Origin of the sequence: Ruegeria sp. SCSIO 43209 (genome assembly GCF_019904295.1) — a bacterium.
GTDB lineage: Bacteria > Pseudomonadota > Alphaproteobacteria > Rhodobacterales > Rhodobacteraceae > Ruegeria.
On record NZ_CP065359.1, the window covers coordinates 3,261,527 to 3,275,866 of the forward strand.

14 protein-coding genes are annotated in these 14,340 nt (G+C 57.5%); 5 read left to right on the top strand and 9 right to left on the bottom strand.

Going from position 1 to position 14,340, the window contains the following annotated elements:
- Positions 1 to 25: 25 nt before the first annotated feature.
- From I5192_RS16285 to I5192_RS16305, 5 genes are all read right to left on the bottom strand, one after another.
- A complete protein-coding gene (locus I5192_RS16285) occupies positions 26 to 1,858 on the bottom strand; it encodes an ABC transporter ATP-binding protein (protein ID WP_223117300.1) in 1,833 nt (610 codons plus the stop codon).
- A complete protein-coding gene (locus I5192_RS16290; RefSeq protein ID WP_170567281.1) occupies positions 1,855 to 3,693 on the bottom strand; it encodes an ABC transporter ATP-binding protein in 1,839 nt (612 codons plus the stop codon). The genes I5192_RS16285 and I5192_RS16290 overlap by 4 nt, the downstream gene beginning before the upstream one ends.
- Before the next feature lie 194 nt (positions 3,694 to 3,887).
- The gene (locus I5192_RS16295) at positions 3,888 to 5,042 is read right to left on the bottom strand and encodes a CCA tRNA nucleotidyltransferase (RefSeq protein WP_223117301.1); all 1,155 of its coding nucleotides are present in this window, start codon (positions 5,040 to 5,042) and stop codon (positions 3,888 to 3,890) included.
- Entirely contained in the window at positions 5,039 to 5,638 is a 600-nt protein-coding gene (locus I5192_RS16300; protein ID WP_170399354.1) for a CoA pyrophosphatase, read from the bottom strand. Before I5192_RS16300 ends, I5192_RS16295 begins: the two co-directional genes overlap by 4 nt.
- The gene (locus I5192_RS16305; protein WP_170399357.1) at positions 5,628 to 6,614 is read right to left on the bottom strand and encodes an Hsp33 family molecular chaperone HslO; all 987 of its coding nucleotides are present in this window, start codon (positions 6,612 to 6,614) and stop codon (positions 5,628 to 5,630) included. Before I5192_RS16305 ends, I5192_RS16300 begins: the two co-directional genes overlap by 11 nt.
- 76 nt (positions 6,615 to 6,690) lie before the next feature.
- Here I5192_RS16305 and I5192_RS16310 point away from each other — a divergent pair, with 76 nt between their 5' ends.
- Positions 6,691 to 7,134, top strand: coding sequence for an NUDIX hydrolase (locus I5192_RS16310; RefSeq protein ID WP_223117302.1), 444 nt, complete (start codon positions 6,691 to 6,693; stop codon positions 7,132 to 7,134).
- Here I5192_RS16310 and I5192_RS16315 read toward each other — a convergent pair.
- The gene (locus I5192_RS16315) at positions 7,131 to 8,405 is read right to left on the bottom strand and encodes a PP2C family protein-serine/threonine phosphatase (RefSeq protein ID WP_223118322.1); all 1,275 of its coding nucleotides are present in this window, start codon (positions 8,403 to 8,405) and stop codon (positions 7,131 to 7,133) included. The genes I5192_RS16310 and I5192_RS16315 overlap by 4 nt on opposite strands.
- Before the next feature lie 121 nt (positions 8,406 to 8,526).
- Between I5192_RS16315 and I5192_RS16320 the strand changes: the two genes are divergently transcribed.
- On the top strand, positions 8,527 to 8,877 hold the full coding sequence (locus I5192_RS16320; protein WP_255611989.1) for an Hpt domain-containing protein: 351 nt from the start codon (positions 8,527 to 8,529) through the stop codon (positions 8,875 to 8,877).
- Here the strand turns inward: I5192_RS16320 and ilvA are convergent.
- Both ilvA and I5192_RS16330 read right to left on the bottom strand, forming a co-directional pair.
- A complete protein-coding gene (gene ilvA / locus I5192_RS16325; protein WP_223117303.1) occupies positions 8,874 to 10,100 on the bottom strand; it encodes a threonine ammonia-lyase IlvA in 1,227 nt (408 codons plus the stop codon). The two genes, I5192_RS16320 and ilvA, sit on opposite strands and share 4 nt — an antisense overlap.
- Before the next feature lie 57 nt (positions 10,101 to 10,157).
- Positions 10,158 to 10,925, bottom strand: coding sequence for a hypothetical protein (locus I5192_RS16330; protein ID WP_170408791.1), 768 nt, complete (start codon positions 10,923 to 10,925; stop codon positions 10,158 to 10,160).
- 139 nt (positions 10,926 to 11,064) lie between these two features.
- On the opposite strand from I5192_RS16330, the gene I5192_RS16335 reads away from it, so the two are divergent.
- The 3 genes from I5192_RS16335 to msrA all read left to right on the top strand — a co-directional run bounded on the left by I5192_RS16335 (position 11,065) and on the right by msrA (position 13,471).
- A complete protein-coding gene (locus I5192_RS16335) occupies positions 11,065 to 12,291 on the top strand; it encodes an argininosuccinate synthase (RefSeq protein ID WP_170426327.1) in 1,227 nt (408 codons plus the stop codon).
- Positions 12,292 to 12,426: 135 nt separating this feature from the next.
- The gene (locus I5192_RS16340; protein WP_170598637.1) at positions 12,427 to 12,708 is read left to right on the top strand and encodes an SCP2 sterol-binding domain-containing protein; all 282 of its coding nucleotides are present in this window, start codon (positions 12,427 to 12,429) and stop codon (positions 12,706 to 12,708) included.
- Between the two features lie 91 nt (positions 12,709 to 12,799).
- Complete coding sequence (msrA, locus tag I5192_RS16345; RefSeq protein WP_223117304.1) at positions 12,800 to 13,471, top strand: peptide-methionine (S)-S-oxide reductase MsrA; 672 nt, start codon at positions 12,800 to 12,802, stop codon at positions 13,469 to 13,471.
- Here msrA and I5192_RS16350 read toward each other — a convergent pair.
- On the bottom strand, positions 13,468 to 14,340 hold the full coding sequence (locus I5192_RS16350) for a ribokinase (RefSeq protein WP_223117305.1): 873 nt from the start codon (positions 14,338 to 14,340) through the stop codon (positions 13,468 to 13,470). The two genes, msrA and I5192_RS16350, sit on opposite strands and share 4 nt — an antisense overlap.

The following is a 14,340-nucleotide window of genomic DNA, read 5'->3' on the forward strand; positions in this document are numbered from 1 at the left end:
TGGGGTTTGAGCGCAACAAAACCCTTTATTCTGCAGCCTCGGCCTGAATGAAGCCGCCCGATTGGCGATGCCAGAACCGGGCGTACAACCCGCCACGCTCCAGCAGAGCCTCATGTGTGCCGCTTTCAACGATATGACCGTGGTCCAGAACAATAATCCGATCCATCTCGCTAAGCGTGGACAGGCGGTGGGCAATAGCCAGCACGGTCTTGCCCTGCATCACCCGGTGCAGTGCCGTCTGAATCGCTGCCTCGACCTCGGAATCCAATGCCGACGTCGCCTCGTCCAGAACCAATATCGGTGCGTCTTTCAGGATAGCGCGAGCCAGAGCGATCCGCTGTCGTTGCCCGCCGCTCAGCTTCACGCCGCGTTCGCCCAGATGCGCGTCATAGCCCTTGCGTCCTTGCGCATCCTCTAGACCGAGTATGAATTCATGCGCCTCGGCTTTGGTCGCGGCCTCTATCAGCTCATCTTCAGTCGCGTCAGGACGACCATAGAGGATGTTCTCGCGCGCCGAACGATTGAACATCGCGGTTTCCTGCGTGACCATCCCAATCTGTTGCCGCAGGCTGTCTTGTGTCACGCGAGAGACATCCTGCCCGTCGATGGCAATAACGCCATGTTCCCCGTCATAGAGCCTTAGCAAAAGTGAAACCAAAGTGGATTTCCCAGCACCTGAGGCCCCGACTATGCCCAACTTTTCACCCGGTGCGGCGGTGAAATTAAGATTAGCAACACCACCGATATCGCGGCCATAGGCAAAGCTGACGTTGTCAAAGGCAATCTCGCCCTCTGAGACCACAAGTGTCGATGCGTTCGGAGCATCCTCGACCCGAACGCGCTTGGTCAGTGTGTGCATTCCGTTTTCAATCTCACCGACATTTGCGTAAAGGCCCATCAGTGTGAAACTGACCCAGCCGGTCATTTGCGAGATGCGTATCGCCACGGCCCCGGCCGCCACGATGTCCCCGGCCGTCGCGATGCCCGCCTGCCACAACCACAGTGTCGCGCCGATCAACAGGACCGGCAGCACCCCCGCCAGAGTCATTAGGATGAACCGGAAACTGGCCGATAGCTTGCCGAATTCCAGCGACCGTTCACGCAGGTCGACCATGGAATTTCGGGCGGTATGATCTTCGAACTCGGAATGGGCAAACAGCTTGACGGTCTTGATGTTGGTGATCGTATCGACCACCTGCCCCGACACCATCGCCCGCGCCCCCGCCCGCGCGGCGGAGCGTACGCGTATGCGTGGAAGATACCAGCGCACCAGCAGGAAATAGACAACAAGCCAGGCAACAAATGGCAGCATCACAAGCGGGTGAATAGACCCTAATAAAAGCAATGAGCCTGCAAGAGAGGCAATAGCGAAGACAATAGCGCTGATTGTTTCGGACACCACTTGCGTCATGGCGTTCGATGTCTGCATCTGTTTTTGGGCGATACGTCCGGCGAAATCGTCATCGAAATAGGTCACAGACTGGCCCAGCGTCCAGCGGTTCAGTTTTGCCAAAACCAACGGCGTGATGTTGGGCATGACGATGTAGTTATTTGCCACCGACGACAGGCCGAACAGTGCGGGGCGTAGAAGCATGAAGAATGCGACAGCACCCAAAATGATCGCGAGATTGCCGCCGGTCAGAAACGTCTCGGGACTGCTGTTGGTGGTCAGATCAATGACGCGGCCCAGGACCCAGGCGGTGCCAGCCTCCATCGCACCCGCGATCGCCGAGAAGGCGGCTGCGACGAACAGCATCGGCCAGGCGCCGGACAAGCTCCAACGGATGAACGCCCCCAGCGTTTGCGGCGGGGGCGTTTCTGTGTCTTTGAACGGTTGGATGAGGTCGGCAATCCTCATTCAGCGGCCTCCGGGTTTAGGAAGCCTCCAGATTGCCGCGCCCAGAACTGAGCGTAAAGCCCTCCTTGCGCCAACAGATCGGAATGACCACCTTGTTCAACGATCCGGCCGCCATCCATCACAAGGATGCGATCCATCTGAGCAATCGTGCTGAGCCGGTGCGCGATGGCGATCACGGTCTTGCCTTGCATCATGCCGTAGAGTGTTTCCTGTATCGAGGCTTCGACTTCGGAATCTAGGGCAGATGTCGCCTCGTCCAATAGCAAAATCGGCGCGTCTTTCAGGATCACCCGCGCCAGCGTTACACGCTGCCGCTGACCGCCCGACAGTTTCACGCCCCGCTCGCCCACATGCGCATCATAGCCAGTGCGGCCCTCCGGGTCTTGCAGATCGAGGATGAACTCATGCGCTTCGGCCTGTTTCGCAGCGGCAATCATCTGTTCTTCGGTCGCATCAGGCCGACCATAGAGGATATTGGCCCGAACCGAGCGGTGCAACAGAGCACTGTCCTGCTGAACCATGCCAATATGGCTGCGCAAACTGTCCTGCGTGACCTTCGAGATATCCTGGCCATCGATCAGGATCGCACCCTTCTCGACGTCGTAAAACCGCAAAAGCAGCTTTACTAGGGTCGATTTTCCGGCACCTGAGCGACCGATCAGGCCGATCTTTTCGCCTGGCCGGATGGTCAAGTTGACGTGATCCAAACCACCGGTTTCCCGTCCATAGTGATGAGACAGATCGCGTATTTCGATCTGGCCATTACCCAGCCGCAAAGGTTTCGCATCAGGTTCGTCCAACAGATCGATGGGCTGCGCGATGGTCTGCATACCCTCGGCAACGATACCCAATTCGCGAAAGAAGCTGGTCAGCGCCCACATGATCCACCCGGTCATGGCATTCAGCCGCAGCGTCAAGGCTGTGGCGGCGGCCACCACACCGACCGTTGCGCTACCTTGCGTCCAAAGCAAGATCGCCCAACCAACGACTCCCACGATCAGCACACCGTTCAATGCAACCAGCGCGGCATCCATAATGGTGAAAATCCGCATCTCGATCTGGAAAGTGCGGCGGGTTTCCGCAATCGCCTCGCGCGCATAGTCCTGTTCCTGAGTGTCATGGGCAAACATCTTGATCGAGTGGATGTTGGTATAGCTATCCACCACCCGGCCCGTCACGGTAGATCTTGCATCCGACGCCGCCTGCGACGCGGGGCCGACCCGCTTGACGGTCCACCGCACCAAGGCCCCATAGAACACCAGCCAAATCAGCAACGGCAGCAACAGGCGCGGATCAGCTGCCATCAGCAAAATGGCCGCGCCGATCATGTAGGCGATCGAGAATGAAATCGCGTCAAAGACCTGAAACACCACCTCGCCCGCAGCGGGTGGGGTCTGAACAACCCGGTTGGCGATGCGGCCGGCAAAGTCATTTTCGAACCAGCCAACCGATTGACGCAACACATGTTTATGGGCCCGCCAACGGATCAGCGTGCCAAAGTTCGGCAGGATCGTGTTGTTGAGCAGTAAGACGTCAACCAGCTGCAGAATCGGACGAATGAACAGGATCAACGCGGCGACCACGATCAGCTCGGTCCCATGCGCCTGCCAGAATTCAGCAGGTGAACTTCCCAGCAGGTCCACAACGCGGCCCATATAGAAGATCAGTCCGACCTCGACCGCAGCAACGATCACGGACATCAGGGCGGCCAGTACGAAAACGCGTTTGAAAGGCTCCGAATAGCCCAGCATGAAAGGCCACAGCCGTGTCGGCGGCCTGTCTACCTGTTCATAGGCAACAAAAGGGTCAATAAGATTTTCGAAGTAGCGAAACATAGAGAGTGCTCCGATTGAGCAAAAAATAGGTCATGCGAAGAAAGATGGCGCCAGAACACCACCCCTACGGGTCAAAGTGTTCCGGGCTTTAGCCGAACCAGATCCCGTAATACATTCGCATTCCTCCCTACATATGAGTCAGGCGCACCCTGCCAAATCAAATCGGGTTTGTCATCCCTTTTTGAGACTTCAAATCAGTCGGCAAGCAATTCTTCGCGGCTAAGCGCGAAATCCGACGCGATCCAACGCGCCTCAAGCTCGGCCAGTTTTGCGCCCAGCGCGGGGCCCGAGAAGGCGGGGATCAAATCCGCCGCCTTGATCGGGAAACTGGCCGCGGACCCTTTTTGCAAAGCTCGGTTCAGGTCTTCGGACCAAGGCTGTTCAAGAAATGCATGACGCAAAAGTGTCTCGTGCAATCCGCCTTCCGACCCATAGCGATAACCCAATTCTGCGACACTGGTCGTCGCCATCGCTTCGTCGCGCATCCGAGCCAGACGCTGCAGTTGCGCGCGGCTAAGACGCAGGGTTTTGGCCACTTCGGGCGATGCAATCGCGGCCAAACGACGAATCGCTTCGGGCGCTGCATGGGCGTCTTGTTCCAGCTGAATCAGGATCGCCAGCGCCCGGTCATCAGCCCCGGGCAAAAGCTGCGCCAAAACGCCAGTGACGCGCATGGCGGCAACCGACGGCGCGGGGTCAGGCGCTGCGAGCAGTTTAAGCATCTCTGCCCCGACCCGTTCGCGCGAAAGCGTCTCTAACCCGTACAAATTTGCAGCTATTGCATCCAGTGCAGCGGGGTCAAAGCCACCGTCCGCATCCCCGTACCAAGCATGAAACCTGAAATATCTGAGCGATCTCAGGTAGTCTTCTTGGATGCGATCACTGGCCTCCCCGATGAACCGTACGCGACGCGCCTGTAGATCCGGCAAACCGTTCAGCGGGTCAAGGATTGTGCCATCAGGTTGGGCGTAAAGCGCGTTCATGGTGAAATCACGGCGCGCAGCGTCTTCTTCGACCTTGTCGGAAAAGGCGACGACAGCACGCCGACCATCCGTTTCGACGTCACGGCGAAACGTCGTGACCTCGTGCGGGATGCCTTTGCTGACAATCGTCACGGTGCCATGGTCTATACCTGTTGGTATCGGTTTCAGCCCAGCTTTCTGCGCCAGTTCCACGACGTGTTCCGGCTCGGCGTCTGTGGCGATATCAATGTCAGAAACCGGCGCCTGCAGCAGAGCATTGCGCACACAACCACCGACGAATAGCGCCTGCGCCCCGCCGTTGGTCAGGGCGGTGCATACATCCTGCGTGGCTTGGTCGGTTAACCAATCTTCTGTGATCCGCTTCATTCACTCATCCGCGCTGCCAATCCCCGCAGCATCCGTGCCGTCGCACCCCAGATATAATAGGGGCCATAGGGCACAGCATAGTAATACCGTCTTTGTCCACGCCAACGGCGCGACTCGACGACATAATTCTCTGGGTTCAGGACATGCGCAAGCGGAACGAAGAATATCTCATCCACCTCGCCCGGTTCGGCGACTGGTTCAAAACTGGCTTCAAGGATCGCAACAACCGGCGTGACCGAAAAGGACGTCACGGTTTCATGAGTCGGCAGATGACCCAGAATACTGGGTAGTTCTGGCGGAAGACCAATTTCTTCCTGTGCTTCGCGCAAAGCTGTCGCAGTAACGTCGATGTCCCCCTCATCCTGTTTTCCACCCGGAAAGGCGATCTGGCCCGGATGGTGTTTCAACGCCGAAGAGCGTTTGGTCAGGATCAATCGCGGTGCGTCTCCGGTCACAGAAACAGGCACTAACACGCCCGCAGGGCGCAGTTTGCGCCCCGCTGGCAGCACCGTTTCCGGGTTCAGATCAAAGTCACTGGACCCGGACCCATCACGGCTCAGCGCCTCGGTCAGGTCTGTGATCAGATCACGCGCCATCCGGGCCTTCGGCCTCGAACCCGACGGTCGCAGGGTCCAGCACATAGTGCGCACCGCAGAATTGGCAGTCTGCTGTGACGGTGCCTTCGTCCGTGGTCATTGTCGCAATATCCTGCGCCGAATAGATCGACAGGCTTTGGCGCACGCGATCTTCGGAACAAGTGCAACCGAATTTTACCTGCTGTGCATCATAGACGCGAGGCTGTTCCTCGTGAAACAGACGCACCAGAAGGTCGGTTGGCGCAACGGATGGCCCGATCATCTCCAGATCATCCACGGTGTCGAGCAGGATGTTGACGCGATCCCAGTTCTCGCCCTCTTCACCATCCACCAAATCCGAGGCAGACAGGATCTCTCCGCTGCCCTCCCCGGAAGCGGCAAAGGGCGAGGCTTTGGGCATGTGCTGCAGCATGATCCCGCCAGCGCGCCAGTGTTCACCGACGCCGGGTTCGGTCGATTTGCCGAAGCTCAGCGAAAACCGGGTCGGCAGCTGTTCGGACTGCGCGAAATAGGCTTCCGCACACGCGCTCAGTGATCCCCCGGCCAGTGGGGTGATGCCCTGATAAGGCTGTGTACCTTCACCTTGGTCAATCATGATGGCGAAGTACCCGTCACCCACCTGATCGAAAGGGGCTGCATCGGTCAGCCGGTCGCGGTCAAAGCTCGCATAGGCGCGGATCTGCGCGGGTTCACCTTCGACCTGTGGCGCATAATAATCGGTTGCGATCATCCGCACTGCGCCCTTGGATTGCACCTGCAGAGACAGCTTCCAGCGCAGCGATACCGTTTGCCCTATCAATGCAGTCAGCAGGGCCATCTCGGCCACCAGCGCCTCGACCACCTCCGGGTAGTCGTGCTGTTTCAAGATGCCGCCCAACACGCCGTCCAGCCGGGCCACGCGGCCTCGCATGTCGGGTATATCGAGTTGAAAGGGCAGGACGGTATCGTCCCACGCGATTTTGGTTCCAATAGACATGGGGTTTCCTTAAGCGCCACAGGTTGGCATACCGCCACCATATAGGTTGAACAGTTTGGGTTGAAAGGGGCCTTACATGATCAGACGGTTCGGTGAAAGCCCCGAGGCAGAGCGAAAATACACCCGGCGGGTCGGCGTTTATGCCCTATTGCCACAAGGCAACCGATTGCTGCTGACCTGTCAGCTGGAACCCGGACCGGATCTGCAGCTGCCGGGCGGCGGCATCGATCCGGGGGAATCACCGATTACAGCGCTTCACCGTGAGGTTTACGAAGAAACCGGCTGGCTGATCGCCGCGCCTCGGAGAGTGGGTGCGTTTCGTCGATATACCTACATGCCGGAATACGATCTGTGGGCCGAGAAGGTCTGCCTGATTTACCGCGCCCACCCGGTCAGACGCCTAGGCCCTCCGACCGAAGACCTTCACGAGGCCATTTGGATGGAGACCGCAGATGCCGTTCAACTGTTGGGCAACGAGGGCGACGCCCATTTCGCCCAGCGCCACCTGCATGGGCTTTAAGGTCCGTTATATTCAAAAAACACTGCAGAGACATCATCCGCAATTCCGCTGTCCGGTGACATCACCTGTGTGAGACGCCAGAACATGTCATCCAGGAATTCCGGTCCACCGTGATCGGCGGCGCATTCAACAGCCATCGCCTTCAACCCGTCATCATCCAGCAAACTGCCGTCGGCGAGCTGGCATTCGGTGAACCCGTCCGAATGCAAGAGCAGCTTGTCGCCCGGTTGCATATAGGTTTCCGTCTGCTGAAACTGCGCCTCAGGCAGCAGGCCAATGGGCAATCCGCCTTCGCCCAGAAACTCGGTTTTACTATCACGGCGCAACAACAGCGGATGCGGGTGTCCGGCCTGCACCATTTTCAGATGTCCGTTGCGCAGATCGATGATGGCATAGACCATGGTGAAATACTCTTCGATCCCGGCATCGGCGATCAGACGCGAGTTGAGCAGCGACGCGACCTCTTCGGGTGGCAGAAGGGCGTAGAATTTGTTGAACCGACGCTCCATCGCAATGTTCTGGTCGAAATGCGTGCTGGACAGATACCCGCCCAGCCGTGCCGTCATCATCGCAGAGGTGATCCCGTGGCCGGAGACATCGATGCTGTAAAACCCCAGCCGATTGACACCGGGCGAAAACATCCCCACCAGGTCACCACCGATATGACCACAGGGTTTCAGAAGCAGGCTGACCTGTGAGTTGCCAAAGGTCCCCTTCAATTCAGGCACCAGCGAATCCTGAATTTTGCGCGCCTGCATCAGATCTTTATCGATCGCATCATGGGCAAGCTTCAGTTCGTTCAGCGCTGTTTCGATCAACTGGTTTTTTCGGGACAATTCGCGTTGCATGTCAAGAATACGCGCCCCGGCCGATATGCGCGCACGCAGCTCATCAGCCTCAAGCGGCTTGATCAGAAAATCGTCTGCCCCAGCATCCAGACCGCGCGCGACCTCCTGCTTTTCGCTTTTTGAGGTCAGAAGAATGAAATAGCTATATTGCTCACTGTCCAGCTCTCGGAAGGCCCGACAGAACTCAAGCCCGCCCATACCTGGCATGACCCAGTCGCTTAGAACAAGATCAGGTGGGTCCGAGGTGCAAAGCTCTATCGCGGCTTCACCACTGTCGGCTTCAAGAACCTCGAATCCCCACTTTTTTAGCGAGGCCACCAGAATGCGCCGCTGCAGACGGCTGTCGTCCACAACAAGAACCTTGCGGATCGCGCCAAAATCCAGCTCGACCCGGGCCTCTACTTGACTGGCATCCGGCACCATGAAGTCCCTGTACTTGCTCAACTCTCCAGTTGTCGCAACGCTATGCCTCTCAGCTTAACATCCTATGAAAAACCAAATGGCCGCGATTTAACCCCATCTTTACCCGTGACGGTCTAACAATATGCAACCGCAAGAGGATGGCATGATTCAGTGGTCCAGAGTCAGACAATTACGTGATGAAGTCGGCGCAGACGAGTTCACCGAGGTTGTCGAAATCTTTTTGGACGAGGTTCAGGAAGTTATCACTAAGCTACGCGATGACACTACCCGCTCCGAGATCGAACAGAACCTTCATTTCCTGAAGGGCAGCGCGCTGAGTCTTGGCTTTGATAGTTTCTCGAAACTGTGCCAGGACGGTGAGCGACGCGCAGCCGCAGGTGAAAGCGCCGCCGTTGATTTGCTGGCGATTATCGCGGCCTACGACGAGTCGAAAAAACTGTTTCAGGCCGGTCTGGCCGAAAACCTGCGCTAGATCACAAACTGTGCCAGCGTCTCGTCTTCGGTGATATCCGTATAAGTAAACCCGGCTTCATCCAGATGCGCAAACAGGCGCATGAAATTCTCGGGCTTTCGGGTTTCGATTCCGATCAGGACCGAGCCAAAGTTGCGCGCCGATTTCTTCATGTATTCGAACCGTGCGATATCATCCTCAGGGCCGAGGATGCCGAGGAATTCTTTCAGGGCACCGGGGCGCTGCGGTAGGCGCAGGATGAAATATTTCTTCACCCCGGAATAGCGCTGCGCACGTTCTTTGACCTCTGGTAAACGCTCGAAATCGAAGTTCCCGCCCGAGGTGACACAGACCACCGTCTTGCCACGCACAAAGCTTTGCACGTCACCCACAGCCTCAACCGCCAACGCACCGGCAGGTTCCAGAACGATGCCCTCGACATTCAGCATCTCGATCATGGTGGTACAGATGCGGTCTTCGGACAAAGTCAGCACATCCGACAGATGCCGCGATTTCAGCAATTCAAACGGTTTCTCACCAATCCGGCCTACTGCTGCGCCATCGACAAATGTATCCACATGATCCAGCGCCACCGGGTGCCCCGCTGCCAGCGCCGCGCGCAAACACGCCCCGCCGGCCGGTTCCACGAACAGGCAATGCGCCCGGTCCCCGAACCAGGTCGCCACCCCCGAAGACATACCGCCGCCGCCAACCGGCAGAATTACATGATTGGGCACTTGGCCCAATTGCTCTTCGATCTCAACCGCCAAAGAGGCCTGCCCCTCAATCACATCCGCATCATCGAACGGAGACAGGAAATACCCGCCCTGTTCTGCGCACCAGCTTTGCGCCGCAGCCAGCGTGTCATCGAAATAGTCACCGATCAGGTGAACCTCGATATTGTCGCCGCCGAAAATGCGCGTCTTCTGGATCTTCTGCTGCGGCGTGGTCACCGGCATGAAGATCACACCCCGCACACCCAGATGCTTACACATATAGGCCACGCCCTGCGCATGGTTGCCAGCGCTGGCGCAGACGAAAAGGTCCTGCCCCTGCTGCTTGCGCATCGCATTGAACGCACCGCGGATTTTATACGACCGCACCGGGCTGAGGTCTTCGCGCTTGAGCCAGATATCCGCGCCGTAACGGTCGGACAGATGGGCGTTCCGCTGCAACGGAGTTGCCGGAAACACTGAGCGCATTGCCTTTTCGGCAGCGCGGGCGCGGGTCGTGAAATCAGTCATGTTGGATTCCCTGCCCCATCATCGTCGAAAGGGCAAGGAATACATATGTGTACGGGCTTAGGCCAGCTCGCGCTTTTCGATGAACACACCATAGATCGTCGTCAGGATACTGACATTGATCAGTGGGACGATCAGCATGCTCGCAAACAAGACAATCAAGACACCGATGATCGGGACGAAAAGCAGCAAAGACGCCAGTAGCTGAAGCAATATTTGGAAGAGGATGGATAAGACGACCAGAAGTGCGATGGCTCCGCTTGCGCCCGAGGTTGCTTGCCACGCTTCAGACAGCTTTATTGGTTTTCCGATCGCTGCGCCGGGTAAAATCGGGGAGGCCCGATAGAATCCGATCGTGAGAATGATGATCAAACCCAGCCAAACCAGAATTCCCAGCGCCACAGAGGATTGCGCCATCATGCCCATGATCAGCGCTCCCGGTATCATGATGATAAGAGCGATTAGGCCGAGCATCAGAAGGCGTCCGAAATAGGCGAGCACACGGTCGAACCTGAAAGGCGGAACCAAACCGCTTGGATATTCCTCAAGTAGAACAAAACGGTGCCACGACACGACAATCCACAGCATGACCCCAAAGACAACGGCCATAAGGCAGAGCAGAAATCCGGTGAAGGACGCGGCCGTTACGCCTTCAGGGAAGCCATTGGTTTCACTGTTGAATTCTTCGAAAGGGATGCCAAACAGGAAGAACAGGCCGATGGCTAAAAAGCCGCCAATGAGCGCCGGTACGACTGAAATCTGTAGCGCCTGCGTCAGGTTCCTAAGAACCATCCTCACCGAATGCACGAAAATCTCTAATCCCAGCATAAATACCGCCCTCTCAACCAATCCTTGTTCTCTATCCGCCCGTTTCACCCCAATTCCCGGGCTGCGTCAATCCACACAGCTTGCCCCCACGCCCAAAACCCGTTAGGGGCCAGTCGTTCTACGCATAAAGGGAAGTCAGATGTCCGCGCCCAAGAAAGTTGTTCTGGCCTATTCCGGTGGCCTTGATACCTCGATCATTCTGAAATGGCTGCAGACCGAGTATGGTTGTGAGGTCGTGACCTTCACCGCCGATCTGGGTCAGGGCGAGGAGCTGGAACCCGCCCGCAAGAAAGCCGAGCTGCTGGGGATCAAACCCGAGAACATCTATATCGAAGATATTCGCGAGGAATTCGTTCGCGACTTTGTCTTCCCGATGTTCCGCGCCAACGCACAGTACGAAGGGCTGTACCTACTGGGCACCTCGATCGCACGGCCTCTGATCTCGAAACGTCTGGTCGAGATCGCCGAAGCGACCGGTGCTGACGCTGTGGCCCACGGCGCGACTGGCAAGGGCAACGATCAGGTTCGTTTTGAACTGGCTGCTTACGCACTGAATCCCGAAATCAAGGTGATCGCGCCGTGGCGTGAGTGGGACCTGACCAGCCGTACCAAGCTGTTGGAATTTGCCGAGGCGAACCAGATCCCGATCGCCAAGGACAAGCGTGGTGAGGCCCCGTTCTCGGTCGATGCCAACCTGCTGCACACCTCGTCCGAGGGTAAGGTTCTGGAAGACCCCGCCGATATGGCACCCGACTATGTCTATCAGCGCACCGTCCACCCCGAGGATGCGCCGAACGAGCCGGAGTTTATCGAGATCGGTTTTGAAAAAGGCGACGCGGTCAGCATCAATGGCGAGGCGATGAGCCCCGCGACCATCCTGACCAAGCTGAACGAATATGGCGGCAAGCACGGCATTGGCCGTCTCGATCTGGTCGAAGGCCGGTTCGTGGGCATGAAATCGCGCGGTATTTACGAAACCCCCGGCGGCACCATCCTGCTGGAAGCGCATCGTGGGATCGAGTCCATCACCATGGACCGCGGCGCGATGCATCTGAAGGACCAGCTGATGCCGCAATATGCCGAGCTGATCTATAACGGCTTCTGGTACAGCCCCGAGCGTGAGATGCTGCAGGCAGCCATCGACAAGTCGCAAGAGCATGTCACCGGCACCGTTCGCGTGAAACTGTACAAAGGTCTTGCCTCAACCGTGGGCCGCTGGTCGGATCATTCGCTGTACTCCGAGGCGCACGTGACCTTTGAGGAAGACGCTGGTGCATATGATCAGAAAGATGCGGCAGGCTTCATCCAGTTGAACGCACTGCGCCTGAAGCTTCTGGCCGCGCGTGACAAACGGCTGAGCAAGTAAGCGTTCAGAATTTTAGATCTGGCCCCGGTGTCTGATCAGGCACCGGGGTTTTTCTTTGCCGGGTTTCCGTCGGGTCGGGCTTGCCCGGATCAGGCGATTGTCTTTACGCATACGTCAATCAGGGAAGGACGGATAATGCTGCAAGACATCGCCGACGGAATTCAAAAGGGTTTGAACGGCAAAAACTTTGACGGATCGCTTAAGTTCGATTGTGGTGATGAGGGTGTGATCGTTCTGGCGGAGAATACTGCCTCAACCCAGGATCGGGACACAGACTGCACCATCCGCATCTCGCGCGAGAACCTCTCTAAGTTGCTGACCGGTAAGCTGAACCCAATGACCGGGGTTGCGCTGGGCAAGCTGAAAATCTCGGGCAACATGGGTGTTGCGATGAAGCTGGGGCAGCTGCTGGGCTGATAAACTCGTCTCACCAGCGCGTGACAAATCATGTCAGCGCATTGCAAGCGCAAAAATCTGCGGGCAGCTTGGTTTCGGAAGGAGACCTGCCATGACCCGGATCACTTACCTTGATTGCCTGAAACCTTCACTTCTGTTTGTGCTGATCTTGTTGGCAGCAATGCTGCGCGCTTTACCTGCTCCGGCCGCTGGCACTGAAACGCTAACAGTCGCCGGTGGCTGTTTCTGGTGCGTGGAATCCGATTTCGAGTCCGTGCCCGGCGTGATCGGCGCGGTCTCGGGCTATACCGGTGGCAAGACGGATAGTCCCACCTATGATCAGGTCTCGAAAGGCGGAACAGGGCATTACGAGGCGGTCCAGATCACCTTCGATTCCGCCCGCGTTTCCCGTGCAACCTTGCTGAACATGTTCTTCCGCTCAGTCGATCCCACGGATGCGGGTGGCCAGTTCTGCGATCGCGGCGACAGCTATCGCACAGCAATTTTCGTCTCTAACAAAGGGGAAAAGGCGCAGGCACAGCAAGCCAAGACCAGCGCACAAAACGCGCTGGGGCAGACTGTGGTCACGCCGATCCTGCAAGCCGGAACGTTTTATCCAGCCGAGGCGTATCACCAGGATTATTACAAGGGTAGCAAGCTGGTACTGACCCGCTTTGGCCCCAAGCGCCAAAAGAACGCCTATAAGGCCTACCGCGAAGCCTGCGGTCGCGATGCGCGGGTCAAACAATTGTGGGGCAACGAAGCGCCCTTTGCAGGGTCCTAGTCAAACTGCGCTTCGCGCACCTCTTTCAGATCAGGAATGACATCTGCAGTGCCGTGCCGCGTGACCATCAGGGCCGCGGCGCGGTTTGCTTGGGCAATCGCCTGCGCCATCGGCATACCCCGGTCCATTCCAGCCAACACATAGCCGGTGAATGTGTCACCTGCCCCGGTGGTATCCACAGCGTTGACCTTATGGGCCTGAAACGCTTGGGGTCGATGATCTTGCTGATAATAGCGCGCACCTTTTGAGCCAAAGGTGACGATCACATGTTCGACCGGCAGGTCTGAAGGGGCGAGACCCGTTGCATCCTGCAATTGCTCGGCCTCGACTTCGTTGAGGATCAGAAAATCCAAATACGGTAGAACCGCTTGAACTGCGTCTGCCTGAAATGGGGCGGCGGCGTAACAGACGGTCAGCCCCATTTCACAACCTAGTTTAGCGGCCTCAATCTGCGCATTGGTTTCGTTCTGCATCACCAGCAGATCACCTGAAACAGCCGAGGACAACGCCTGCCCAAGTTGGTCGTTCGAGATGGCATGGTTAGCGCCTTGATACAGAATGATCAGGTTTTCACCCTGCGCATCTACTGCGATGATGGCGTGACCGGTCGGCACATCCACCTCGGCAATATGCCGCGTGTCCACGCCATATTCGGTCAGCCGGTCCCGTGCCCAAAGGCCATCCGAGCCCACCGCGCCGATATGGGATACCCGCGATCCGGCTCGTGCAGACGCCACAGACATGTTGGCGCCCTTGCCACCCAGAAACCTCTGTAGCCCGCTGGCCGCCAGAGTCTCACCCGCTTCGGGCAAATGCGGCAGGGCATAGACCATATCCGCGTTGATTGAGCCAAGGTTCCAGATTGTCAT